Below are 24,905 nucleotides of genomic sequence, written 5' to 3' on the forward strand. Positions count from 1 at the left end.
TTGTGGGCTCTGTGGTCATAGGGACGGTCCTTTCAGGGCCGGTTGATGATGTGCTGGGCAATCGTCGTTGCGTCTCTCCAGACCCCCGCGACGGTGTCGGAGCCACGGCCGCCGTACTGCGGCATCCCCGCCACGAACAATCCGGGAAGACCGGTCATGGTGCGTCGAGGCCGCGCAGAGCCGTTGGGTTGCGGCAGCCAACGGTCGCCGGGGTCGTAGCCGGTGGCGAGGATCACCGACCGGGGAGACACCTGTGTGCCATCGGCGAAGGTCACCACGGCGCCGTTCGCGGCCTCGACTGCGGGGGCGATTGTGACGCCCCGGCGGCGCAGATGCTCGTAGCTGTCGCCGAAGATGGGCTCGGGTCGCCGCGTACGGGAGAACAGCGGCACGCTTTCGCCTGCCATGGCGGGGTAGCTCATCGCGGGCCGAGGCTGGCGCGGAGTGCGGGTGGACAGAGTGACGGTGTGTGAGGCAGACAGTTCGCGGGCCAGTTGCACGCCGCTGTTCCCGCCGCCGACGATCAGCACGTCGCCGGTGGGAATCTGCTTCGGATACAAGTACTCGCTGCTATGGATCACTACCCCCGGCGCCGTCAGCCCGTCCGCCCAGTCCGGGACCCGGGGGTGAGTGTGCGCACCTGTCGCGCAGACCACGTTGCGGGTTTGCACCTCGCCCACTGTCGTCGACAGCAACAGCGTCGAGCCGTTGCCCCGATGCTCCACTCCGGTAGCCCGGACATTCCAGACGGTCTCCACACCCAGGCCGGCTTCGACAAAGGTGAGGTAGTCAGCCATCTCATCCGCTCGAGGATGCCGGCGTTGATCACCCAGCAGCTGGCGCGGAGGCAGTGCGCTGTGCCGGGCGTCGCTGAGCAGCTCCATCGAATGCCACCGCGACGTCCAGGAACGCTGCCCCGCCGCGGCCGCGTCCATCACCACGAACTCGTGCTGTGGTCGCAGACCCTCCGCGATCAACGCCGCGGCGACCGCGAGTCCCGCCTGCCCGGCGCCGACGATGATCACCCGGCGATGCGACAACCCCGCCCGCATCACCGGCCACCGTTCACCGCGGCCTGAATGGCGTTCTCGAGGTCATCCCATTCCTGCAGCTCGGCGATCTCACCATCCACAAAGAACGTCGGAGTGCTGCTCACCCCGAGAGCACGCCCCTCCTGGAAGTCCGACTCCACCCGCTCCGCCGTCGACGGGTCAGCCACAGCGGCATCGTAGGCAGCCATGTCCAGCCCGAGCTCTTCCGCGAAACCGCGGAACAGGTCAGCGCGCGACTCCTGCGCCTCACCCCACTCCGCCTGGGTCTCAAACAACCGGTGGTACATGTCCTCGAACCGGTCCTGCTGCGCCGCCGCCTCGGCGGCCAGGGCCGCGTTCTTCGAGTTGAAGTGACCTGGGAGCGGGAAGTACCGGACGACGTAGGTGATCTCCCCCGCGAACTGCTCCCGCAGATCCTCCACGATGGGGTAGAAAGCGCCACACGCCTCACACTCGAAGTCCAAGAACTCCACCACGGTGACGGCACCCTCGCCTCCGTCATCGAGAACATGCGAACTTTCTCGCAACACCTGCGGCGGCGAGGATCCTTCCCCAGAGGCAGGGGTTTGACTGCGGTCGATAAGGACGTAGATCAGCGCGGCCACAACCAGCACGGCTACGACGGCAGCGGTGACGAGGGTCACCTTTAGAGGGGTTTTCACGGGTACTCCAAACCAAGACACGGCACAGGGAAGATCCCGGGCACGTAGCCCGGGACGAAGCACCACCCCGGGGGGCGGCGTGCCAGATTTCAGGTTCGAGAAAGACCCAACTGCGTCAACGACAACACCACCGGATGCGCGCGCAGGGCCGGCACAGCAAGCAGCGAAGGCACCCGCGACACCTCACTGAGAACGGGCGATATCCGTCGGTGCCACAGCGTTCGCAAGGCCACCATGAACGCCAGGCCACACAGAACACCGAACACACACAACGCCGCACCGGCCAGCGCGTTCGATCCGGACCATGCGCCGCTGGCGGCTTCCTCGTGCTCTGCGGGGGCGTCGGCCACCGGTTCCACGTGCGGGTCCATCAGCCCGGATACCATGAGCGGAGTAGACGCCGCCTCGCTCGATTCCGCATGCGCCGTTGCAGCCAGACCGAGCATCAGTAGCAACGCCAGACCGATGCTGGTAATGAGCCTCATTATCAACCACTGCTCGTTCAGCGTCGCGGAACGCGGAATCCGGGCCGAAGAGACCATCCCCCACAGTCTACCGCGCACACCAAAGAGCACTCAGATGCCGCCACACCTCTGCTGGCGAGCGGGCGTCGGAGCCCCTTCCCCGTCCTCTTCGGCCCGAGCTACTGCGGCCCCGGTCTACAGCTGTAAGGGTCACCTTCGGCTCGCCCGCCGGAACCGGCGCGTGAGCACCGCCGCGACGATCGCGAAAGTCGTGGCGGCTAGGCCGGCGGGCACGAGCAGATAGGGCACGACGACGAGCATCGAGCGGCCCAGGACGCCCTCAACGGGGATGAGGCTGGCGAGGGTGCAGATCAGGCTTAGTAGCGCCAGTACGGTCCATTGGCGACCGCTGTAGCGGAGAACACGCACGCCGACGCCATCGTGCCACCACAGCCGTAAGGGCTCGGGGATCTTCACGGCGCTCTCCTGTCGCTCGGTGGCTCTATTGTCGCGTACAGCAATGCCCCCGGCCGGGAGAGAGTGCGGTCGGGGGCATTGCTGCGCATGAGACTGGCTATTCCTCGATCGGCGGCGGTTCGGTACCGAAGGTGCCGTTCCGCAGGTCGCCAAAGTAGGTCGGTCCATGCGAATCCTCGGTGACCCGGCCGACAACGGGCGTCACGATGACCAGGTGATCGAGGACAGGTTGATCCCACACCATGCAGTCGCGGTAGACGTGGCCGCGGTATGCCCCGTCCACGCCGTCGACGATGCGAGGCAGCTCGGTGGCGTGGATCGGGAGCAGAAGCGAGTTCTCGGGCGTCAGGGTGATGCTGTGCTCGGCTTTCGGCTCAGCGGACTGAGCCGCGTCGAGCATGGCGTCGACGAGCTGCTGCTCATGGTCTGTGGGCCGCTCCTTCGTCGAACCAGCGCACCACGCCGTTCGCGGAATGCGCAGTTCGGAGGGCTTCGGACGCGGCGCCGAGCGCGGCGGCGGCCCCGTGGGAGCTAGGCGGTGACGGTCCCTGTCGCCCCATCTCGTCGGTTGTCCTCGCCGGCCGGTGCCGACCAGCTCGCCGAGAAGCGTGTAGGAATCGAACGGCGCCGCGGGTCACCATCAGCCGGAACACCCGCGACGACCAGCAGTAGCCACCCCCGACAGGGCCGCGGTCGCGCGAGCGAGATCCGCTCCGATGCTGTCGGCGTCGATGACGCGCCCGTACTGCTTGTTGGCGTCCTCGCCCCAGCTAGAGGTGTGCTCGCGTCCGGTGACGATCACGGCGTCGCCCTTGCGCAGGGATGCGGCAGCGTTCTCGCCCAGCTCGAACCGGGCCTCGATGAAGTGGATCGTGGGGGTGTCGTGGGGCTGCCATTTGCCCTGTCGGTACTCTCCCGTGTTCTCAATCACGCGGAGCTTGGTGATCTCGATGCTGCCGGCCTGCACGACCTCCGGGTCGGCGGCCAGGTATCCGGTGATGGTGCGGACGGACATGACTCTCTCCTATCGGTTTTGATGAGACGGTCGATCTGGTCGGGGCGGAACCCGCTCCAGTGGTCCTCGTCGGAGACGACCACGACGGGCGCTTCGGTGTAGCCGAGATCCAGGGCCACGTAGTCACGAGCTGCGCCGTTCTCTCGAATGTCGACCTCGGTGAAGGGCACACCCTTCTGCTCGAGCACGCGCTTGGTCATGGTGCAACGGATGCATGCCGGTCCTGTCGTGTAGACCACAACTCCTTGCTCGCTCATCTGCTCCATCCCTTCCCTGAACAACCGTTCTTCTTTGCCTTCCGGCAGACAGAGATGAAACAGAGGCGAAGGGCGCAGTGCTCACAATCTCGGGCGAAACAAGCCCGCCAGGGCGCGTCCGTGATTGCGAGAACGGAGTCGCGGGAGCCGACGTATTCTCGACAGCCGGAAAGGTCAAAGGAACAGTGCTTCTGCCGCGCCGTGTCAACGGCTCCTCCACACGGCGCAGCCGTGGCTCTGTGGATCTTCACGCTGTCACCGGATCGGTAGCTCGGTGCCGTCGATGGGGGGACGTCGACATTCGCCAGCTCCGCCACACAATTCCATGCCGTACAGGGCGTAGAAGGCTTCCGGGTTCACGAAGTCCCAGTACAGCGGCGGGGCGCCTTCGTCCTGTGAGAGGACAAGGGTGTCCAGTTGCGGGTTCGTGTTGCCCGCGACGTTGATTCGCAGGTCCAGGTGGCAGCCTCCCGAAGGGCCCGAGTTGCCGACCGCACCGATCGGCTCGCCGGCGGTGAGCTCGTCTCCGACGCTCACGATGACGTCCTCCGGCCACATGTGCAGGTAGTTGATGTCGTAGCCGTCCGGGTGCTTGATGGTGACCTGGAAAGAGCCGGTGAAGGTGACCCGGCCCTCCTGGATCGCGTAGACCGGGTCGTCGCAGTTGTTGGGCCAGTGCTGTAGGTCGCTGGCGGCGTGCCAGCTGGAGGCGCCTGTGACGGTCACCCGACGCGGCCCGTAGTCGGAGGTCATGTTGAAGCCGTCAGCGAGCGGGTAGACGAGTTCCCCGGTCGCGCACGTCCCCACCGCTCCGGAGAGCGCGGTCACGATCTGCTCGGCTGCGGTGCCGTACTTCTCGTAGTGGTACGGGTCGGCGTTGCGCTGAACTTTGTGAATCGCCAGGGTCGGCTCCATCGCCTCCCACCCCTCGACCAGGATCAGCCGGTCATAGAACCGGGTCGCCGCCGTCGTGGGGTCCATCCGCTCCTGAGGCGTGCCCCAGCTGTCCTGCTGCTGAAAGAGGCCGATCGAGGTCGTGGGCGATCCATCGGAGTTGCGTACGCCGTTGATCTCCCAGTCGCCGTAGTCGATGTTGACCAGGCTGGACTCCCCCATCGCCGTCATCACCCCCAACACCTGGGCGTTGCGGTCAAGTCCGAGATCGATAGCCGCGTTCATGATGTACGCCGCGTTCATGAGCTGCTCGCCTTCGTAGCCGGCGACGGCCTCGGTCGGCATCGCGTCGGTGTTCACCCGCGTCCAGGTTCCGGCCCCGCAGGCGTTGGCGGGTGCCAGCACGAACAGGATGATGCCAAGCAGAATCGCGACGACCAGCAGCGGGGCGCCGATGGCGAGAGCGACGCCGTAGCCGGGCTTGTTGTCGTCCGCCATGTCACTGCCCTGCCGGTCGAATCCGCTCGGCGAGCCAGGGTTCTGCCGTGGATCCGTGGACGGGGGAGGCGACGTCGGTCGACGCGTCGAGAACGACAGGGGGCTCCGGTCACCCCCGTGACCGGGATGTTCGAGGGAAGGGTCGCTCGTGAGCCGCGGCGACCTTTCCCAAAATCTTCCCAGATGCCCGATCCGGCGGGCGGAGGATCTAGCGATCCCAGTGTTTGCAAGGGATCAGCGCATAAATCTCGTGGCGGAGACGGAGGGATTTGAAATCGCGCCGATGGCAAGTGAACTCAGCTGAAACCGCGCAATTCCGCGGATTGTGACGTCGATGACGTCGTCCTCGATCAGGTCGGCCGGATTCGATTCGTGGCAAGAACGTGGCGGGGTATCGGGCGCTCATCAGGCGGCCGCGCTCGCGCGCCAGGCGTGCGATCTGAGGCTACGCGGACGCAGCTTCGACCATCATCTCGACGGCTTCGATCATGCCGTACCGGTCCCGCAAGGTGTCGAGGATCTCCTCGACGGTGAGTACTGCACCGTGGCGGCCGGAACGGCTGGCGATCTCCTGCACCGCGGCGAGCGCGCGCCTTGGGTTGAGTGCGACGGTGTTCTTCGCAAACTCGCGCGCACTGAGCACTTGAATCGTCGGCGGAATCTTGTCCGCGGGGAAGTCCTTGAGGTTCTCAGTGACGATCGCGCCGGCTCCTGCAATGACGGCCGCGGCGACCACGTGCTCGTCGTCCTGATCGGGAAGACCGAACGTGCCCTCCAGCGGTTCCCACCCTTCGACCTCCGCATCGGCGAACTCGCGCCGCATCGCTGCAATGAGGATCGCTGCGCGGCCTGCAGCCTCCGCTACGGGGATTCCCCGTTTCACGAGCTTGGCTTCCTCGTGATACTCGAGCTCTTCCAGGATCGCCGAGCTCCAGGTCGGTCGATACGCGCCCTCGACCGCGAGGGAAAGGAGGAAGTCACGTTGCAGGCTCGGCCACAGCACGCTGGTGTCGAGGGTCGCCGTGAACACGACCCCATCCTGTCAGGCTGCGGAGCTAGAGGCGGGCAGCCCGCCTCGACGCGACCGCCTTCCTCGCCGCTTTGAGGTCCTCGAGCGTCTGTTCGACGTTGTCTTCGTCGACAGCGTCACGCGTGGCAGCGAGCATGTCGTACTGACGCTCACGACGGCGCTCCCGATACTCGAGCAGATCTGCAAGGAGAACACGGCGATGCGTTCCGGCCCTCTCGAAGGGGATCTCGCCCTCGTCGAGGAGCTTTACAACGGTCGGGCGGCTTACGTTTAGGAGATCCGCTGCTTGCTGAGTGGTCAGCCGCGTCGTCTGCGGTACAACCGAGACGGCTAGCCCGCTTTGCATCGCATCAACAATCTTGCGGAGTGCAAGGTAGACCTCTTCCGGGAGTTCTACCTGATCGCCTGGACGCGCTCCCGCAAGGAAGTACCTTGGCTCGGGAAGAGCTCTGCCCGCAGCCTCATGGGCGGTGAGGAAGTCCAGAACAGGGGCAAGCTCGTAGCCCTTGCTGGGAAGGTACGTCTCTTCAACGACTGCAGCGCGAGACACGGGAATCACCTCAATACAGGTAAACGCAGGGGATTGCGTTTGTTGCGATTACGGTAGCACGTATCCCCGACAGATCGATAGGAGGATGCTGGGCTAGCAGCTCGACTGCCCGGTCAAGACACTCCGAGTCGCGCGAGCGCGTAACTCCACGGGAGGCGCTCCTGCTCGAGGCGTATGTTGCCCTCCGCGCTCAGCGACTGAAGAGTCGCGCGCTCATCAGGCGTGAGCAGCTCGAACACGCCGACGTTCGGATCCGGATCGGTCCCCCACAGATCACGGTGAGCGAACAGAGTATCCATATCCATCAACGCCGACGTTGCGTCCACACCCCTGGCTCGAAGTCGGTTGAGTATGGCGAATCCGTGCGAATCGAGGTCGCCCCAGTAGGTGACCGTCTGCGCCCACGGGAGCCGGGCGACGAGATCGACGCGGTGACCACCACCGTGCACTGCTACAGCTCGGGGCACATCCGGCATCGCGAGCAGGGTGGCGAGGTTCTCGAACACGAACACGCGCTCGGGTCGGATCGTGCTTGCCGCAAGGTCGTCGACGGGCGCCGACACATCGGTGAGCCCCTGGAACGAGAGCGACGGATCGAGAGCACGGATCCGTATGAGCGGTGACGGCTCGCGAAGGCCCAGTCCGGGCGCTCCGGTTCCCGCCCGATGCAACGCCTCGACGAGTCCGCGGCGAGATTCGATCCATTTGGTGTGGATGCCGCGGATCGGCAGTTCCCGCACCAGGTGGCCCGATTCCGGGTTCTCGCGCAACCAGGCCAGCACATGGACGAGCCTGTCGAAATCGGCGCCATCGAGATCGCTGATCGCGCGGCCATGGGCGCGGAGCACACCGCTGGCATCGGAACCGGCCAGGCTCCTCAACTCGTCAAGTCGCGCCATCAGACGTCGCCAACCCTCCGCCTCGCCCGCCGCTCGAGCGATCGAATCCGAACCGCGCAGCACCGCGCGAACGGGGACTTCCTGCGACCCGATCCGTGACCAATGGCGGACGACCCACTCGAGCTCGATACCCGAGTCCTCGCTCACACCGCGCCAGGCGTCGACCCACCGTCGAACCAGATTGAGATCGTCCAGCGCCTCCCGCTCCGTTGGGGGGCGTAGCGGAACGTCGAGCACGACATCGGTCTGCTGCTCGGCGGCCCAGGTGCGTGCATCGCGGTCGAAGAGCTTCTTCGCCCGCGCGCGCAGGTCAGACGGTGTGACAAGCGTGGTCACGCGCGCGACTCCGCGTGCGGCGGGGTGGCGACCTCAGGTTCACCGACCGAGAACACCACGTTCGCCAGCCGTGAGGCGTCGCGGTCGGGGTTCGATACCGACGTGATCGCACCCACGTACGGCTCGAGCGTCTGCAGCAGCTTCTGCGGTGTCGCGAGGATCATGTGGAATCCGAACTCGCGGAACACCTCCATCGCGTTGCGCGTGTATCGGCTGTCAGCCTTGTCGAACGCCTCATCGAGCACGATCGACCCGAACCTCGGAACCTCGTCCTCTTCTTCAGTCAGCTGGTACCGCAGCGCTGCCGCGAGGCAGAAGATGACGAGCTTCTGCCGCTGACCACCCGACAAGCCCTCTGCGGAGTCATACACCCGCACAACGCGGCCGGCGACGTCCTTCTCCCGCGCGAGGAAGCTCACGTGAAGCCTCGTGTCGAGCACCCGGTTGCGCCAATCGATGTCGACGCGGTCCTTGGATCCGAGTCGACCGATTACGCGCTGCAGCACGGCGAATCGTTGCTCGGCACCGGCGGCCGACTCGTCGGCCCAGTTGCCTTCAACGATGCGACGGAGGTCGGTGAGGAACTCGTCGACCTCCGGGGTCCGCGTCGTCTTCACATCGATCTCGAGGAAGCGGTCCGCTCCCTCGAACGGGGACCGCCCCAGGGATGCGTTGACGGGGAGGATTCGCTCACGGATGAGACCCGGGGCGTCGCGGAGGTCGCTGAGCAAGTGTGCGACGACGTCCTGCGATCGTTCCCGCAACAGCTTGCGGAACTCGGACTCCTTCTCGGGCAGGCCGCGGGCGATGATGCCTTCGCGCAGTTCCCGGTAGCCGTAGCGGTCGCGGATGTCAGCAGTCAGCTCTGCGGATGCAGCGGGCCACCCGAGCCGAAACTCGGCGGCGCGCCCGGCGAAGCTGGCCTCAGCATCCGCTGCGCGGCTGGCCGAGGCGTCCTTCTCCTTCGAGAGTGCCGACTGCATCTTTCGCGCGACTTCGTCCACCGTCTCCAGGCTCACGGAGCGTCGCTCGGCTCGGAACCGGCTTTCGAGGGCGTCGGCGATCCGCTCCTCGACCGGTGCATATGGGGTGGCCTCGAGTTCGGCGACGTGTGCCGCGATGCTTTCGACGTGATTGCGGGCGACAGCGTGGGCTCCGAGCGCCCGTGCGTGCTTCGCGTTCGTTTCGTCCAGCCGCTGGGTCGCTCGCTCCGCGGCCTCCTGTGCTTCGCGGAGAGTCCCCGACTCGCTGGTGAGCACCCGGAGATCGTCGCGCTGGGCCGCGGTGACCGCCATCGCAGTTGCGAGGTCCACTTGGCCCCAGCTGAACGTCGATACGCGTGTGAAGACGTCGCGCCGACTGACCGCGTCCTGACGAAACGAGTCGGCCTCGGCGTCGCGGGCGGATGCTTCCTCCATCGCCGCCATCGCGTCCCGCCGACGCTCAAGCAATGCCTCGAGCCGCGCGCGGGTGTCGCCGCCCAGCACCCATCGAGTGGCATCACCGACCTCGTGACGGTCGTCCTTCTCATACCTGCGTGAGTTGCGCTTGACCAGGCCGCCGATCGTGACGCCACGCTCGACGTCATCAAGCTCGTCGGGGTGCGAAACGCAGGCGTAGTCGAACTCGGAGGCCATGCGCTTGCGGACGTAGGACGCGAAGGGCCCATCGCTCACCGCGAGGCGATGAACGAGCGAGCGGACATCCTTGGGGCGACGCGGCTCGTCGACGGCGTGCGGGACCGCTTCGATGACGAGCCGGACACCGAGTGTCCGCGAGTCGGCTGCCCGACGCGCGGCGACAAGATGTTCGTCCCGCACGAGGAGCGTCGACGCAAACGGAGCGAGCACTCGCTCTGCCGCGCCGCGCCAGGCGGAGTGCTGCTCGGCGACCGAGATCAGCTCGCCCGCAAAGGGGAATGTCGATGCCGGCACACCAACAGCGTCCGCGAGGAATCGTCGTGCGCTCAGAAGCTTCTCGTCGAGGTTGCTCCGGTGATCTCTCAGCGCCTGAATCTGCCTGGTGACTTCGTCCAGCGCCTTACGCGCCTGACTCGCGGCGTCACGCACCTCATGCGACACAGCGGGGATGTCGCGCGCAACCTCGGTGACGGCCGCGGCAAGGAGCTCCGCAAACTGCCCGGGGTCTTCGGGCATTGGTGCGCCGATGCGCATCAGCTCTGCGGTCAACTGAGCTCGATATTGCCTAGTGACGTCCTCGGCACGCTGCGCACTGTCGATCCGCTCCTGCAGAAGCTCGACGCGCGCGCCGCCCTCGTCCCGGACCCGCGCCTTCGCGGTTTCCAGCGCCTCTGCCGCCAACCGCTGCTCTCGCGCGGCGTCGCTCAGGTCGCTCTCGGCGCGCGCCAGCGCGGCGCGTGCGGGGCCCGCGGCTTCCTTCGCGAGCCGCAACTTGAGTCCCGCTGTGAAGGGCTCGACCCCGTCGTGCAGATCGGAGATCGCCGCCATCTCAGCGCCGGCCAAGTCGAACGCGGTGATCGCCTCGTCGACCTTGCGGAGCGCATCAGCCTGCTTCCTCAGGTCGACCACGTGCTTGTGCGCGGCATCGAGCTCCGTGAACTGCTCAACGGCGGTCTCGGACCGCGCGAAGGTCCCCGGCTGGTCGAGCATGAACCCGCGGAACAACGCGTCGAGGGTGCCGAGGTTCTTCGCTGATTGTGTCTTGTGGAGAAGCTGAAGCGTCGCATCTCCGCGGAAGCCGAACTGACGGATGATCCGCTCGTGAAAGCGTCCGTGTCTCCCGCCGGTGGTGATCAGCGCGTCGGGGAAGGCCTTCGACATGCGACGCGCGTCAATTCCGCCTTCGACGTGCGGCTTCACGTCGAGAAGCTTCACGTGACCGCGGGTAAAGATCCGTGCGTCCTTCAACGCGGTCGGTTCGGTGCGCGTGCCCGGTGCGTGGAACACCCGCAGCAGGACGACCGGTTCATCGCGGAGATTCTCGTAGCGCAGCAGGATGCCGCTCCAGGTTGCCTTCGAGCGCAGGTAGGTCGTGGTGGCCCGATCGGCAGTCTCGTCAGCTTCCTTGCTCCAGGCGCCACGCACATAGCTCATCAGCGTCCGATCGCTCTGCCGGGAAGCGCCATCCTGAGCCGCCGCGTTGAGGCGCAGCCACCTGTCGGGGGTGAGGACGGCGGCAATCGCGTCGAGTAGCGACGACTTGCCCGATCCGGATGCGCCGGTGAACAGGTGGCCGGCGCGCGCGACATCCACGGAGACGTGGCCGGCGAACGTGCCCCAGTTGACGAGTTCGATTTGGGCGAGTCGCCACTGGCCGGGCCTGGTCGGATCGACCTCCGGCTCGTCGGTGGGGAAGCTCAGCATCGTCATTCTGTGTCATCCTCGGCATCCGTCGACGGGGCAGCGGATTCTCCTCCGCCCTCTCGGGCGATCCGGTGGTACTCCGATGTGATCGCGCGGATCTGGTCGGCATCGACGAGCAGTCGGAGCACGGGCGAAATCTCGGCACGGTCATCGCCAACGGCGTGCAACACGCGGAGCTTGTTCTGCATCTTGTTCCACGACGAGTTGACGCGGCTCGCGAAGTCCTTCTCATCACGGTCCGGGGTGCGGAACACGGCGAGCTGCTCGAACACCTCCGCCTGCCCGACGATCACCCGACCGCGACCCTCCTCGCTCAGCAGCGTCTGGCGCAAGACAAGCAGCATTGCGGTGTCGAGGAACGTCAACGCCTCAGACCGCACTGCCTTCGGGGCGTCCTCGGACGGAGCGTTGCGGACGAAGGCGAACTCGTTGTCCCGATCGATGACCAATTCGAGGAACAAATCGGCGAGCCGGGAGCGGAGGACAGCCTCGTCGGTGAGCAGCACCGCCCACAGCTGCGCCTCGCGCGCTCCGGAAAGATACGGGCCACGCACCAGACGCAGCAAGACGCGCCTCGTGCGATCAGGGAGTTCCCCGGCGTCGCCACGCCAGAGGCCTCCGTGCTCGTCGGGGGCGACATCCGCCGTGGTCGACTCGGTCATGCCACCGCTCCTGTGAATCGGTGCGCGGCCACAATCGCCGCACGCGGAACTCCGTCGGCGCCCTGCCAAGCGAGTACCTCGGGCTCATCGTCAACGGTGCCCTGCTCGGCGGCGATCGAGAGAAGTCCGATCACGCTGCCGACCCCCTGCGTCGCGGGGTATCGAGCAAGGACATCTGCGACGGTGCACGAGGGCACCTCGGCGAGCAGGTCGTTGACGTTCCGGGTGAGTTCGTCGAAGTCGATCTCGGTTTCGCGAGCGATCGCCCGCAGCTCCTCGAGGCTCGCGAGGGATGTCGCCTGCGTGACGATCTCTTCGGTGGCGGCGAATTCGGCGGGGTCGTGAAGGTCGATCGCCCCGACGCTCGACAGCGCAACGGCCGAGAGATCCAGCGTGAGAGACGTCGGATGCCACGGACGCGTGTGTGCGGCGGCTTCCACCCCCGCGTGCTGAGCCTCCCGCAGAAGAGTCCGCAGGACCCGGTCGCGCTGGTAGTCCTGCGACTGCACGTAGCGGCGGAGCGCCCGGGCGAACAATGTGATGACATCGTGGATCTCCGCGCTTCGTCCCTTGAGCGTTGCGAGGAAGGCGCGCAGTGCCCGGCGCTCATCCGAGGTGAGATCACGAGCGAATCTGCGGTCGAGGATGCGACGGATGTCGGCCTCGAATGCGGCACCGAGTGCAGGGTCGAGCACGAGCTGGGAGAAGGCAGCGAAACTGCGGCCTGCATCCGAGTCGGAGATGTGGTCGATTCCGCGGAAGACTTCGTCGACGACTGACGCCTGAGAAACATCGGACTCGACGATCTTCGCCCTCAGCGACGCATTCAGCGTCTCGAACTCGGCACGCACCCGAGCAAAGTCGTCCGGCACGTCCGCCGCCTGCGCCAGCACGTCGCGAACGCGCTCGAGCGCCCGGTCTTCATCGATCGCGGACTCGTCACCGGAACGCAGGCTCTCGATCCGCCGCTCAATCGACTCGATCTCTTCCTCGAGTAGCGCGATGCGCGCTGACACGTCAGGATCGGTGTCGATCGCGAGGCGACGGACCTGCGCCGCAAGACTCGCAAGCCGAGACTCGGTCACACTCGAACGCGGGGCGGCACGCCCCTGTAAGAAGCGGATCCCGGCGATCGCATCCGGGGAAAGCTCGAGCGTCTCACCCCGAGCTTCCGATGACGGCCGACGCACCAGGAAGCCGGCCGATCGCCACTCCCCGCAGTACCCCTTCGCAGTCAGCGGCAAGATCAGCCCCTGCGCACGGAGCCGCTCGAGGTCGGCATCGATCCGCTCGTACAGCTCCTCAGCGTCGACTCGGCGCTCGTCTCCGCCCAGGTGGGTGCCGAGAAGACCGGCGACCACGGGTGCACTGTCGGCTCGAAGCAGCTTCCACGCCGCATCGCGCTCCGCAAGCTGGGCGAGCTCGAGAACCTGGGCGACGGCGGGCACGCGTCCATTCTGAAGGAACACACCGACATCCGTTGACGCGGCGGCGGCGGATAGTTCGGGCTGAGTCACCCGATGAGGTAGACCATCCCGCGACCGTCTGTCGCGAGCGCCTCGACGAATTCCTGTGCCCGCGTGAGGTAGTCGAGGACGTAGCGGAGCTCGTCGTCATCGTCGACTCCGTGCCGGCTTCGCCAAGTGCGCGCCCATGTTCGCGCCTGGTCCTCGTCGATCGCACAGAGGTCGTCCCGAATCGCTGGCACCTCCTCCGGGAGGATCGTCCTCACCCACGGGTCCCAGCCCATGTCGTGCATCGTCACGTTCCCCTCGAACATCCGGTAGCACGAGCCGGCGGCGGGACTTCCGGGCCCCGAGCGCGTGAGGGACTGCAAAGCGGACCATGCCTTGTCGAGATAGAGCATGTCGCGCTTCGGTGAGACCTGCTCGAACGTCGCGACACTCACGCTCGCGTGCGGCTCCAGGCCCCACGCGTCAGCGAGCGGGTCGCTGGAGAGGATGCTGTGCGGGTCATCGACCGCCTGCTGAGCAAGGTCGGCATCGAAGGCATAGGCGTAGTAGCGGATTCCCATGCGGCCAGCATCCCGACGCAGGCGCAGCCACGATCACCGCATCCGACGCCGTGGGGAGAACGCGCCCGAATCCGCCGCTGTGGAGGAACGGAGGCCTTCGCATGGCCCCGCCCCTGGAGACCGAGGGATATGCGCTCGCGGTCTCGCGGGCAGCGGCACTGAACCTTCGACCGGTCCGGCCGCAACCGAGCAGGTTGATGAACAAGAGCTCCCGATCGAGTTCAGATCGCCCAGCGTGAGACGCTCCGCAAACGTGGCAGAAGTGGCGGATTTCGTGGCAGAGCAGAGTAAAAAACCCCTGACCGGGGATTTTTCGGCGGAGACGGAGGGATTTGAACCCTCGGTCCCCTTACGGGGACTCCACCTTAGCAGGGTGGTGCACTAGGCCTGACTATGCGACGTCTCCAGGTGCCGCACGGCGGCACGCGGCTCCCATACTAACCGCCCGCAGGCGCGGCGCCGAACCGTCACTCAGCGCAGGTTGCCGTTCGAGCACGTGTTCTGCGCGGCGGTCTGCCCGGCAATCGTCGAGGGCAGTGCCACCGGCGTCTCGGTCGGTGCCGGATTCGCCGCATCCGTCGGCGCGGTCGTCGGCGCCTCGGTCGGAGCCTCCGTCGGCGTCGCGCCGTCGCCCCCGTCTTCGACGATGACGCCGTCGCCCTGGCTCGCCTTGCCGGTCAGCTCGATCGGCTGATTCGCCTCGAGCGCCGCCCACAGGGCGTCGGCCGCCGGCTTGTTCGGCACGACGCGGTTCGGGTCGGCGGGATCGGCCAGGGTCGGGTACTGCACGAAGACGATCTCGTCGAAGGGGACGTCCTTCACCGCGAGCGCGATCTGCACGAGCGTCATCGGGTTCGTGAGGCTCGTCGACGGGTCGACGTTCTTCAGCGCCGTCGAGGCCAGCGAGAACAGCGTCGCCGGGTTGGACAGGACGTCCTCGCTCACGAGCTTGCGCGCGAGCTTGGCCATGTACTGCTGCTGGTTGGAGATGCGGCCGAGGTCGCCGCCGTCGCCGACGCCGTGACGCGTGCGCAGGAACTGCAGCGCCTCGAGGCCCTGGATGTTGCGGGTACCGGCGGGCCAGTCGATGCCCGTGTAGCGGTCGCGGATGCCGTTCGCGATGCAGACGTCGACGCCGCCGATCGCATCTGTGATGTTGATCACGCCGCCGAAGGTCGTCTTGGCCGCGAACGGAATGTTCTGGCCGCTCAGCTCGGAGACGGTCTTCACGACGCACGACAGACCGCCGTACGAGTAGGCGCTGTTGATCTGCTGCTTGCTCATCGCCGACGTGGTCTTCCCGTCCGCGTTCGTGCATGACGGGATCGGCACCATGAGGTCGCGCGGGAAGGAGATCACCGTCACCCGGCGCGGGTTGTCGGAGATGTGGACGAGCATGTTCACGTCGTTGAGGTTGTCGGCCGCGTCCGGGCCCGTGCAGCGCGCGCCGAAGTACTGCGCGAACTCGGGCTCGCACTCGTCCGTGCCCGCGATGAAGAGGTTGACGCCGCCTTCGATCGCCCCGATGTCGGGCGGTACGGGGCTCTGCCCCTCGAGGTCGACGGCGTCGGCCGTGAAGCTCGACACACCGTCGTAGACCGCCCACGCCGCGACCCCGCCGCCGGCGACCAGCACGACCGCGAGCGCGACCGCGACGATGCGCATGATCTGCGAGAACGGGCCGGGTGAGGTGAGTCGACCGTGACGCGCCACCGTGCGGCGGCCGCGCGAAACGGGCGTGGTCGGGCTCACGGAGATCCTTCCGGACGGGGAAAGGGCGGGCAGCGCCCCATATTAGGGCCGGACGCCTGTGAACCCGGTGAAGGACTCTCGCAGCAGCCCGTGTTCGGAGATCACGGCACGAGCGAGGGTCTTGTAGCCCTGCGACTCGAAGAACACCGTGATGCGGTCGGCTTCGACGGCCATGACCGTCCCCTCCCCCCACTCGGCGTGCGTCACGGGCTCGTCCACCTGCCACTCGTCGCCCCCGACGGATGCGGCCTGCGCGGCGTAGGCGGATCCGTCGGCGCACGTGTCGCAGTGGCCGCACGGCTCGGGCAGCTCCTGCCCGAAGTAGCCGAGCAGCACGTGCCGGCGGCACCGTCGCGTCTCGGCGTACCCCCGCATCATGTCCACGCGCGAGCGGTCGATGTGCTCGCGGTCCTCGGAGCGCTGGAGGGCGGCCGCGACAGCGGCCTTCTCGTCGCGGCCCAGCCAGCTCGCGCCGTTGCGATCGATGCGTGCGGCGGCGGTGTCGACCAGCAGGCTGAGGAGCGCGGTCAGGCGCCGGGGCGCGACCTCCGCCGCCGCGGCGAGGTCCGCGCGCGACACGGTGCCCCGGGCGGCGAGCGCGCCGACGACGCGGCGCAGCTCCGGAGCATCCGGATGCTTCGTCGCGAAGAACGTGCGCAGCGCGAGGTCTTCCGGCCGGTAGTGCAGCGTCGCCCGGGCGGCCGCGCCGTCGCGACCGGCACGGCCGAGCTCCTGGTAGTAGGCGTCGACGGAGTCGGGCACGTCGGCGTGCACGACGAAGCGCACGTCGGGCTTGTCGATGCCCATGCCGAACGCCGACGTCGCGACGACCACGTCGAGCTCACCCGCGTGGAAGCGCTCGTGGACGCGTTCGCGCTCCTTCGCCGGCAGCCCGCCGTGGTACGCGGCGACCCGCAGCCCGCGCGCCGTCAGGTCGGCGGCGTACTCCTGCGTGCTGCGGCGCGTCGCGACGTACACCAGCCCGGGCATCGGCAGGCCCGCGACATCGTCGACCACGGCGGCCCGCTTGTCGGCGTCTTCGGGGTGCCGGCGCACCGCGAGGTCGATGTTGGGGCGGTCGACGTCGCCCGCGAGGATGACCGGATCACGCAGGCCCAAGCGCTCGACGATCTCGCGGCGCACCGGCAGCGACGCCGTCGCGGTGAGCGCGAGCACGGGCGGACGGCCGAGCCGCTCCACCGCGTCGCCCAGCACGAGGTAGTCGGGGCGGAAGTCGTGCCCCCACGCCGCGATGCAGTGCGCCTCGTCGACGACGAACAGCGACACCCCCGCCTCGGCCACCCGCGTCACGACGTCATCCTTTGCGAGCTGCTCCGGCGCGAGCAGGAGGTACTCGATCTCGCCGGCGTCCACGCGCTCCCACGTGTCGCGCGTCGCGCGCGCGCCGCGCGTGGAGTTCAGAACCGCACCGACGGGCGCGTCGGGCGCCTCGCCGAGCCGCTCGACCTGATCCGCCTGCAGGGCGATGAGCGGCGACACGACGACCGCGATCCCCGGTCGCAGCGCCGCGGCGATCTGATAGACCGCGGACTTGCCCGACCCGGTCGCCCATACGACGAGCACGTCGCGGCCGTCGACCGCGGCACGGATCGCTTCGCGCTGGTCGGGATGCAGGTGGTCGAGGCCGAAGCGCTCGCGCGCGACGCCGTCGATGTCGAGGGAGGTCATGGTCCTAGTGCAACGCTAATCCCCGGATCCGGCTGCGGGGGTTGCGGATCGTGCCAGAGTCGAACCACCGGATGTCGTACCGCGCCGAGGAGGAACCATGGCCACACCCGTCGAGCAGCTCATGCACGCGAATCTCACCGAGGTCTTCGGTGAGCGCGGCAGCGCCGCGCGCGCCGAGGCCGCGGCGCGGACGTACGCCGCCGACGTCGTCTTCTCCGATCCGGACGAGGTCGTGGTCGGCGTCGACGCCGTGGTCGAGAAGGCCGGGAGGATCCTCGACGGCGCGCCCGGGTTCGTGTTCCGCCCCGCCGGTCCGGTGCACGAGAACCACGACCTCGGCTACCTCGCGTGGGAGTTCGGGCCCGCCGATGCGGAACCGGTCGTCACCGGATTCTACGTGTGCTTCATCGAAGCGGGGCGCATCACGAAGGTCTACACGGTCCTGACCGCGTCCTGACCAGCCGACCGCGTCGAGGTCGCGCGGCTCAGGCGGCGCGTGACAGCTCCTCGCGGAGAATGCGGGCGCCGGCCGACAGCGCGGTCAGCTTGTCGAGAGCGACCTGGCGCGGCAGCGGCGCCATGCCGCAGTTCGAGCTCGCGATGAGGTCCGCCGCATCCACGAACTCCAGCGCGCGCCGCAGCGTGTCGGCGACCTCCTCCGCGCTCTCGACGCGGGTGCTCGCGACGTCGAGGGCGCCGAGCATGACCTTCTTGCCGCGGATGAGCTCGAGGAGCTCGATCGGCACGCGGGAGTTGTGGCTCTCGAGCGAGACGACGTCGATGCGCGAGCCCTGCAGCAGCGGGAAGGACTCCTCGTACTGCCGCCACTCCGGCCCGAGGGTCTCCTTCCAGTCGGTGTTGGCCTTGATGCCGTAGCCGTAGCAGATGTGCACGACCGTCTGCGCCTTCAGGCCCTCGGCCGCGCGCTCGAGGGCCGCGATGCCCCAGTCCTTCATCTCGTCGAAGAAGACGTTGAAGGCCGGCTCGTCGAACTGGATGATGTCGACGCCCGCGGCCTCCAGGTCACGCGCCTCCTGGTTGAGGATCGCCGCGAACTCTTCCGCCAGACGCTCGCGGCTGCGGTAGTGCCGGTCGGCGAGCGTGTCGATCATCGTCATCGGACCGGGCAGCGCCCACTTGATCGGCCGGTCGGTCAGCGTGCGCGCGAACGCGGCGTCCGCGGCGAACACCGGGGCGTGCCGGGCGACGTCGCCGACCACCGTCGGGACGCTCGCGTCGTAGCGGTTGCGGATGCGGACGGTCTCGCGGCGCTCGAAGTCCACGCCGTCGAGGTGCTCGATGAAGGTCGTCACGAAGTGCTGCCGCGTCTGCTCGCCGTCGCTGACGATGTCGATGCCGCGGCGCTCCTGCTCGAGAACGGCACTGCGCAGCGCGTCGCGCTTGCCCTCGGCGAGCGCCTCGCCCTCGAGCTGCCACGGTGACCACAGCCGCTCGGGCTCCGCGAGCCACGCCGGCTTCGGCAGGCTTCCCACGATCGCGGTGGGCAGCAGCGCGGTCATCGCGCGCCCGCCAGCTCGGCGCCGGTCCATCGCGCGAGGAGTGCGCCGTAGGGGCGCACGAGGTGCTCCTCGGCCCAGCGGCCCTGCACGACGGCGAGGCGGCTGCGCTCTTCCCGGTCGTACTCGATCCCCGTCGGCTCGAAGTCGGGCTGCTCGAGGCTCGGCCGGTAGAGCTCGCCCGCGACCGAGCGCGCGGCGTAGATCTCGGGTCGGTAGATCTTCTGGAAGGTCTCCATCGTGCTGACCGTACCGATCAGCTGCAGGTCGGTATACCCGTCGAGGCGGCCGTCGCGGACGTAGAAGGCGAGGGGGGCGACGCTCCCGCGCGGCATGAAGTACCGCACCTGCAGGCCCATCTTCGCGAAGTAGCGGTCGGTGAGCGACGGCGACCCCTCCTGCACGTACTCGACGCCGAGCACCGGATGGGTCGCGGCCGTGCGGCGATACGTGCGGCTCGTCGACACGCTGATGCAGATGAGCGGTGGCGCCGGGTAGTGCCGACGGAAAACGTCCGAGTCCACCAGGCGTTCGAAGAGCCGGCCGTGGAGATCGCCGAAGTCCTCCGGCACCGGGCCGCCGTCGGCGGTGGCGGCAGCAAGCGCGATGCTGAAGTCGTAGTCGCGCAGGTAGGAGGAGAAGTTGTTCCCGACGATGCCCCGGTGGCGCTCACCCGTGCGCCGGTCGAGGATCGAGACGTCGAGGATCTCGATCGCGGGCACCGGCGCCGCGGCATCCACCTGCAGGTCGATCGAGACGATGTCGAGCTCGACCGCCCAGCGGCCGCGCTCCGCGTCGTCGGATGCGGCGAGGTCGGCGAAGCGGCGGTCGATCATCGCCAGCGCGGCCCGCAGGTTCTCGCGGCGGTTCGCGCCGCGCGCGAGGTTGGCGAAGTTGGTCGTGATCCGCGAGCCGGCCGACGGGACGTAGTCCTCGTCGAAGCGCGTCGTGGTCAGGCGGAACGCGATCTTGTCCATGGAGGACAGCGTGCCCGCAATGCCGGGTCATCAGGTAATCCGGCGTCACTATGCAATGCCATAGCCTGTGACTATGTCCCAGCGCGCGAGCGGCATCACCCTTCAACAGCTGCAGTACTTCATCGAGGTGGCGGCAGAGGGGTCGATCTCGGCCGCGGCCGACCTGCTCTACGTCGCGCAGCCCACGATGTCGGCGGCGATGAAGGACCTCGAGCAGCGTGTCGGCCGCACGCTGCTGCTGCGCTCGGCGCGCGGGGTGACGCTCACGCTCGACGGCGTCGAGTTCCTGGGGTACGCGCGCCAGGTGGTCGAGCAGGCGCAGCTGCTCGAGCAGCGCTATCTCGGTCGGCCGCCCTCCCGGCGCCTGCTCGGCGTCTCCGCGCAGCATTACTCGTTCGCGGTCGACGCCTTCGTCCGCATGGTGAAGGCGACCGACGTGCCGGAGTACGAGTTCTCGCTCCGCGAGACGCGCACGTGGGACATCATCGAGGACGTCCGCACGCTCCGCAGCGAGCTCGGCATCCTGTATCGCAACGACTTCAACCGCGACGTGCTCGACAAGCTCCTGCGCGACTCCTCGCTCGCCTTCCATCCGCTCTTCGTGGCGGAGCCGCACATCTTCGTCTCCCGCCGCAATCCGCTCGCCTCACGCGAGCGGGCGACCCTCGACGACCTCGCCGCCCTGCCGCGGCTCACCTTCGATCAGGGCGCGAACAACTCGTTCTACTTCGCCGAGGAGATCCTCTCGACACTCTCGAGCAGCCGCGAGATCCGCGTGTCCGACCGGGCGACGATCTTCAACCTCATGATCGGCCTCGACGGCTACACGATCTCCACGGGCATCATCAGCGACGATCTCGACCCCGAGATCGTCGCGGTGCCGCTGGACGTCGATGAGCGCATCGAGATCGGCTGGATCGGCCGCACCGCGGTCCCCCTCACCGAGCAGGCGCAGCGCTACCTCGCCGAGGTGCGCGCCGTGGTCTCCGAGTTCGGCGTGACGCTCGTCGACTGAGCCGGGGCCAAGCAACGGCTCGTCACCTCAGTTAGAAGAGCCGCTGCTCCGGGTCGTCTTGCTTACCGTCGGTCGGAGGGTCGCTCTTGGGAGTTCTAGCACGCCGCGGTCGTGAGCGCGGGAACCGCTCACCCTTCCCATACTCGACGTTCGGACCGCGTGCCGCTTCAGAGGTCCGCGTGATGATGGATCTGGTCTGAAGATCCGCGAGGATATCTCGAGCGCGCCAGACATCTATGTCGAACAGGTTCTGCAGAGTGCGGTTAGTCACCTTGCCGTACTCGTTGATATGCGCGACAACTTTGCGGTCGATCTCATCCGTTGTGCGCCGCTGGTAGCGCACGGCGGTGCCGAGCGCACGAAGTGCGTCGCTCCGAAGCCGGTACTGCTTGACTCGCGATCGTTGCGACTCCCGCGTGAGTTCCAGGATGCCGGGCACATCCTGAGCCATCCTCCTCAGAATTAGCTCGGTTTCCGCTTGCCCCTTCTGTAGTACCGGCGCCATGTCGGCCGAGGTGACAGTTCTACGTTGGCAGAGGGAGTACAGCACGAGCATCGAATCCGTGTCCTCGCGCTCGTCCGCGGGCAATTGCGCAACGAATCGGGCAATAGAGGTTCTTGGGGCACCTCCAGCGAGCACGACCCGCACATAGTCCACGCCGTCTTCGATTACCGGCGGCTCCTGTCCAGCACGAATCATCTCGCGGAACATGCGATCCACGCCTCGCCCCGTCTCCTCTGCGAGCCGGAGCATGCGTGCCGCTTTGGCTAGCACGGGATTTCGCGGGGTGGATGCGTGGGTAAGGATGTTGCGGCTCGTGACGCTACCAACAAGCGGACCCGGAGAAATTGCGATGAACGCCGAGGGCGAATGTTCCAGGTTGACTGGTTGGTCCAAGTGGTAGTCGCGGTGTATCAGCGCATTCGATAGCGCCTCCCGAACTGCGACTTCTGGGAAGTCGGCGATCTCGATCTGTTGACCGTTGGGCAGGGTTAAAGGGGTCACGTTGCGGCGCGCCCAGATCAAGTCCATCGTCCGCTCGAACGCAAGTATTAACGGGTAGTTCAAGCGCTCCACGGCCGTCGCTTCACCACCAGGCGTCTGCCGGTATTGATAAAGAACTTGTGGAAGCTGGCTGGCCTCCTCGCTGAACAATAGGGCGCCAGCTCGCAGCAAGAACCCCTTTTCGTCCATCACGCCGAGCGCGCGGAGCAAGTCTTCGTCGCTGAGGAGGGCCAGCGCTTGTCGGTCATCTGGCACACGCTGCAGTGCGTCACGCGCAGCAGTGAGCGCTCGCGGCGAGACATGAGATATCCGAAGCTCAGTCGACTGTGCTGACCAGTCGATCGGAAGTCGTTCTTCTCGCAGGCGGCGATGCTCCTGAGGAGTCAGCGGAACACAGTCCGTGCCAATTCGATGGGTTGCTTTGCCCTGCTTGTCGGCGTGAATATCAAAGCTCTGAAAGACGTCCAGGACGAGCAATGCCACGCCCGCGTGCTCTCTCAGCCGAGATCCCACCATTAGTGGCGGATCGGTTAGCTCATGAATTCGGCGCTGAACTATGCGGGGGTCGAGGTCACACCCCATCATCGCTTCCCGGCCACCTCTGGAGTTCGCCACCCCCATCACAACTGTGCCGCCCCTGCTGTTTGCGAAACACACGGTGGCGTCCACTAGTAGCTTGAGTGCGTCGTTCTTGCTGTGCGGCTGTTGTTTGAAGTCCAGATACTCGGACTCAAGACTGTCCGCGGTCGCGCCCTCACTGATCTTTGCGAGGATGCGATCGAGATCAGCGTCACTAAGAGGCATAGCCACAGTCTGACACGAGTTTGGCGATTCGCACCCATGTCAGGCTTCTGCCAAACTTCCTCAAACTAGGGCCCGTCGGTGTCGCACCGCCCCCGCATACGTCGTCCTGACGCCGCTTGAGGAGATCTGGCGTGGAACGCCTCCCACGAAGCGGAGGGTGTGGGATTCGAACCCACGGGACATCGCTGCCCACTGGTTTTCAAGACCAGGTCCATCGGCCGCTCGGACAACCCTCCCGGTGCCGGATGCCGCAGCATCCGCCGCCCGAGTCTATCCACTGACGCCGGGTCACCATCGCGCCGCCGAATCACCACGTCCGCCGGGCGAGCGCGTGGTGACTCGGCGGCGCGGGGGCTGGCGAGGGATGCGTCACGCGACGAGCGGGACGACCCCCACGAGCACGGCGACCGCGAGCATGACGAGCGACACGATCACGGCGCGCCACAGCACCTTCTTGTGGTGGTCGCCGAGGTTCACGCCGGCGAGCGACACGAGGAGCAGGATCGCCGGCACGAGCGGGCTCTGCAGGTGCACGGGCTGACCGGTGATCGACGCGCGCGCCATCTCGACGGGGTCGATGCCGTAGGTCTGCGCGCTCTCGGCGAGGATCGGCAGGATGCCGAAGTAGAACGCGTCGTTGGACATGAAGAACGTGAACGGGATCGACAGCACGCCCGTGATGACCGCGAGGAAGGGACCCATCGCGTCGGGGATCACGGTCGTGACCCAGTTCGCCATGGCCGTCACCATGCCGGTGCCGTTGAGCACACCCACGAGCACGCCGGCGGCCAGCACCATCGAGACGACGCCGACGATGCTCGGCGCGTGGGCGACGATCTCGTCGGCCTGCTGCTTGATGCGGGGGAAGTTGACGATGAGCGCGATCGCGGCGCCGACCATGAAGACGTACGGCAGCGGGAACAGGTCCAGCACGAGCAGCACCATGACGGCGAGCGTGAGCACGAGGTTGAACCAGATGAGCTTCGGACGCAGCGTCGGGCGGTTCGGGTCGAGCATCGTGTCAGCCATCGCGGTGTCGGCCGCGTCGACGAGCTCGGCGGCGGCGACAGCCCCGCGGGCGCCGCGCACGGTCACGATGTTGCCGGTGCGCAGATGCGCGCGGGCGCCGGGCTTGCTCTCGGCGCCGCGGAAGAGGCGCGGGCCGGCGAGGCGTCCGTCGCCGCCCTCGAGCCGCGACAGGTCGACCGAGCCGGCGAGGCGGCGGCGCTCGGACAGGCCGAGGAACCACGCGAAGGTCAGCGCGACGACGATGCCCGCCGCGAGCGAGGGCAGCATCGGCACGAAGATGTCGGTCGGCTGCAGGCCGAGCGCGGAGGCGGCGCGGACGGTGGGGCCGCCCCACGGCACGATGTTCAGCGTGCCGTTCATGAGTCCGGCGACGCACGTCAGCACGACGGGGCTCATGCCCAGGCGCAGGTAGATCGGCAGCATCGCGGAGGTCGTGATGATGAAGGTCGTCGACCCGTCGCCGTCGAGCGACACGGCGCCGGCGAGAAGGGCCGTGCCGAGGACCACCTTGGCGGGGTCGTCGCCGAGCAGGCGCGTGACGAAGCGGATGAGCGGGTCGAACAGCCCGACGTCGATCATGATGCCGAAGTACATGATCGCGAACATGAGGAGCGCGGCCGTGGGCGCGAGGTTGCCGATCGCGTCGATCACCATGTCGCCGAGGCCGAGGCCCGCGCCCGCGAACAGACCGAACACCGTCGGCACGACGATGAGCGCGACCATGGGCGTGAGCCGCCGCGTCATGATGAGCGCCATGAAGAGGAGCACCATGAGGAAGCCGAGGGCGACCAGGATGCCGTCGGGCGGGGTGAACGCCGTGGCGTACTCCGCGGTTTCTGCTCGCAGGATTCCCATCGCGACTCCTTCGTCGTAACGTGCGGCCCCGACGGGTCCGCTGACCGGATGCAGGGGAGGCTACGGCCGGTCGCAGCGCCTTCGCG

Annotated in this window: 22 protein-coding genes, 2 tRNA genes and 1 pseudogene; 2 read left to right on the forward strand and 23 right to left on the reverse strand. The window is 67.2% G+C overall.

What is annotated here, in order from left to right; all coding sequences use genetic code 11:
• Positions 1–32: 32 nt before the first annotated feature.
• The 18 genes and pseudogenes from EI169_RS14520 to EI169_RS14605 form a co-directional block, all read right to left on the reverse strand.
• Complete coding sequence (locus EI169_RS14520; protein ID WP_240640473.1) at positions 33–1,025, reverse strand: NAD(P)/FAD-dependent oxidoreductase; 993 nt, start codon at positions 1,023–1,025, stop codon at positions 33–35.
• Between the two features lie 26 nt (positions 1,026–1,051).
• Complete coding sequence (locus EI169_RS14525; protein WP_125132961.1) at positions 1,052–1,714, reverse strand: thioredoxin domain-containing protein; 663 nt, start codon at positions 1,712–1,714, stop codon at positions 1,052–1,054.
• Positions 1,715–1,803: 89 nt separating this feature from the next.
• Positions 1,804–2,256 carry a hypothetical protein gene (locus EI169_RS14530; protein WP_125132962.1) on the reverse strand — a complete coding sequence of 151 codons (453 nt, stop codon included), beginning with the start codon at positions 2,254–2,256 and terminating at the stop codon, positions 1,804–1,806.
• Between the two features lie 132 nt (positions 2,257–2,388).
• Complete coding sequence (locus EI169_RS14535) at positions 2,389–2,655, reverse strand: hypothetical protein (protein WP_125132963.1); 267 nt, start codon at positions 2,653–2,655, stop codon at positions 2,389–2,391.
• 97 nt (positions 2,656–2,752) lie between these two features.
• Positions 2,753–3,055, reverse strand: coding sequence for a hypothetical protein (locus EI169_RS14540; RefSeq protein WP_125132964.1), 303 nt, complete (start codon positions 3,053–3,055; stop codon positions 2,753–2,755).
• Positions 3,056–3,295: 240 nt separating this feature from the next.
• Positions 3,296–3,670, reverse strand: coding sequence for a single-stranded DNA-binding protein (locus tag EI169_RS14545; RefSeq protein WP_125132965.1), 375 nt, complete (start codon positions 3,668–3,670; stop codon positions 3,296–3,298).
• A 23-nt stretch (positions 3,671–3,693) separates the two neighbouring features.
• Positions 3,694–3,927: pseudogene (locus EI169_RS14550) on the reverse strand (glutaredoxin domain-containing protein); the annotation flags it as partial.
• 255 nt (positions 3,928–4,182) lie between these two features.
• Positions 4,183–5,319: a M23 family metallopeptidase gene (locus tag EI169_RS14555; RefSeq protein WP_125132966.1), complete on the reverse strand. Its 1,137-nt coding sequence runs from the start codon at positions 5,317–5,319 to the stop codon at positions 4,183–4,185.
• A gap of 445 nt (positions 5,320–5,764) precedes the next feature.
• Positions 5,765–6,349, reverse strand: coding sequence for a PIN domain-containing protein (locus EI169_RS14560; RefSeq protein WP_125132967.1), 585 nt, complete (start codon positions 6,347–6,349; stop codon positions 5,765–5,767).
• Positions 6,350–6,374: 25 nt separating this feature from the next.
• Positions 6,375–6,899 (reverse strand): helix-turn-helix domain-containing protein, encoded by a 525-nt coding sequence (locus EI169_RS16645; RefSeq protein ID WP_053547126.1) that lies wholly within the window; start codon positions 6,897–6,899, stop codon positions 6,375–6,377.
• A gap of 113 nt (positions 6,900–7,012) precedes the next feature.
• Positions 7,013–8,134: a DUF3322 domain-containing protein gene (locus tag EI169_RS14570; RefSeq protein ID WP_125132968.1), complete on the reverse strand. Its 1,122-nt coding sequence runs from the start codon at positions 8,132–8,134 to the stop codon at positions 7,013–7,015.
• The gene (locus tag EI169_RS14575) at positions 8,131–11,484 is read right to left on the reverse strand and encodes an SbcC/MukB-like Walker B domain-containing protein (RefSeq protein WP_125132969.1); all 3,354 of its coding nucleotides are present in this window, start codon (positions 11,482–11,484) and stop codon (positions 8,131–8,133) included. The genes EI169_RS14570 and EI169_RS14575 overlap by 4 nt, the downstream gene beginning before the upstream one ends.
• Positions 11,481–12,140, reverse strand: coding sequence for a DUF4194 domain-containing protein (locus EI169_RS14580; RefSeq protein ID WP_053547123.1), 660 nt, complete (start codon positions 12,138–12,140; stop codon positions 11,481–11,483). Before EI169_RS14580 ends, EI169_RS14575 begins: the two co-directional genes overlap by 4 nt.
• Entirely contained in the window at positions 12,137–13,588 is a 1,452-nt protein-coding gene (locus EI169_RS14585) for a DUF3375 domain-containing protein (RefSeq protein WP_053547122.1), read from the reverse strand. Before EI169_RS14585 ends, EI169_RS14580 begins: the two co-directional genes overlap by 4 nt.
• Before the next feature lie 65 nt (positions 13,589–13,653).
• Entirely contained in the window at positions 13,654–14,175 is a 522-nt protein-coding gene (locus tag EI169_RS14590) for a DUF1877 family protein (RefSeq protein ID WP_053547121.1), read from the reverse strand.
• Positions 14,176–14,492: 317 nt separating this feature from the next.
• A tRNA-Ser gene (locus EI169_RS14595) sits at positions 14,493–14,581 on the reverse strand.
• 65 nt (positions 14,582–14,646) lie between these two features.
• Positions 14,647–15,927, reverse strand: coding sequence for an LCP family protein (locus EI169_RS14600; protein WP_240640474.1), 1,281 nt, complete (start codon positions 15,925–15,927; stop codon positions 14,647–14,649).
• Positions 15,928–15,969: 42 nt separating this feature from the next.
• The gene (locus EI169_RS14605; RefSeq protein WP_125132970.1) at positions 15,970–17,616 is read right to left on the reverse strand and encodes a RecQ family ATP-dependent DNA helicase; all 1,647 of its coding nucleotides are present in this window, start codon (positions 17,614–17,616) and stop codon (positions 15,970–15,972) included.
• Between the two features lie 97 nt (positions 17,617–17,713).
• Here EI169_RS14605 and EI169_RS14610 point away from each other — a divergent pair, with 97 nt between their 5' ends.
• Positions 17,714–18,073, forward strand: a complete 360-nt coding sequence (locus EI169_RS14610; protein WP_240640475.1) for a nuclear transport factor 2 family protein — start codon at positions 17,714–17,716, stop codon at positions 18,071–18,073.
• Between the two features lie 28 nt (positions 18,074–18,101).
• Here the strand turns inward: EI169_RS14610 and EI169_RS14615 are convergent, their stop codons facing one another.
• Positions 18,102–19,136 (reverse strand): methionine synthase, encoded by a 1,035-nt coding sequence (locus tag EI169_RS14615; protein ID WP_125132971.1) that lies wholly within the window; start codon positions 19,134–19,136, stop codon positions 18,102–18,104.
• Positions 19,133–20,110: a putative oxygenase MesX gene (locus EI169_RS14620; protein WP_125132972.1), complete on the reverse strand. Its 978-nt coding sequence runs from the start codon at positions 20,108–20,110 to the stop codon at positions 19,133–19,135. Before EI169_RS14620 ends, EI169_RS14615 begins: the two co-directional genes overlap by 4 nt.
• A 73-nt stretch (positions 20,111–20,183) precedes the next feature.
• Here EI169_RS14620 and EI169_RS14625 point away from each other — a divergent pair, with 73 nt between their 5' ends.
• Positions 20,184–21,125, forward strand: coding sequence for a LysR family transcriptional regulator (locus EI169_RS14625; protein ID WP_125132973.1), 942 nt, complete (start codon positions 20,184–20,186; stop codon positions 21,123–21,125).
• Positions 21,126–21,156: 31 nt separating this feature from the next.
• Here EI169_RS14625 and EI169_RS14630 read toward each other — a convergent pair whose 3' ends face one another.
• From EI169_RS14630 to EI169_RS14640, 3 genes are all read right to left on the reverse strand, one after another.
• Positions 21,157–22,935, reverse strand: coding sequence for an ATP-binding protein (locus EI169_RS14630; protein WP_125132974.1), 1,779 nt, complete (start codon positions 22,933–22,935; stop codon positions 21,157–21,159).
• A gap of 151 nt (positions 22,936–23,086) precedes the next feature.
• Positions 23,087–23,171: transfer RNA gene (locus EI169_RS14635), tRNA-Ser, on the reverse strand.
• Positions 23,172–23,304: 133 nt separating this feature from the next.
• Positions 23,305–24,819, reverse strand: coding sequence for a CitMHS family transporter (locus EI169_RS14640; RefSeq protein ID WP_125132975.1), 1,515 nt, complete (start codon positions 24,817–24,819; stop codon positions 23,305–23,307).
• Between the last annotated feature and the right edge of the window lie 86 nt (positions 24,820–24,905).

Source organism: Microbacterium sp. 10M-3C3, assembly GCF_003931875.1.
Lineage (GTDB): Bacteria > Actinomycetota > Actinomycetes > Actinomycetales > Microbacteriaceae > Microbacterium.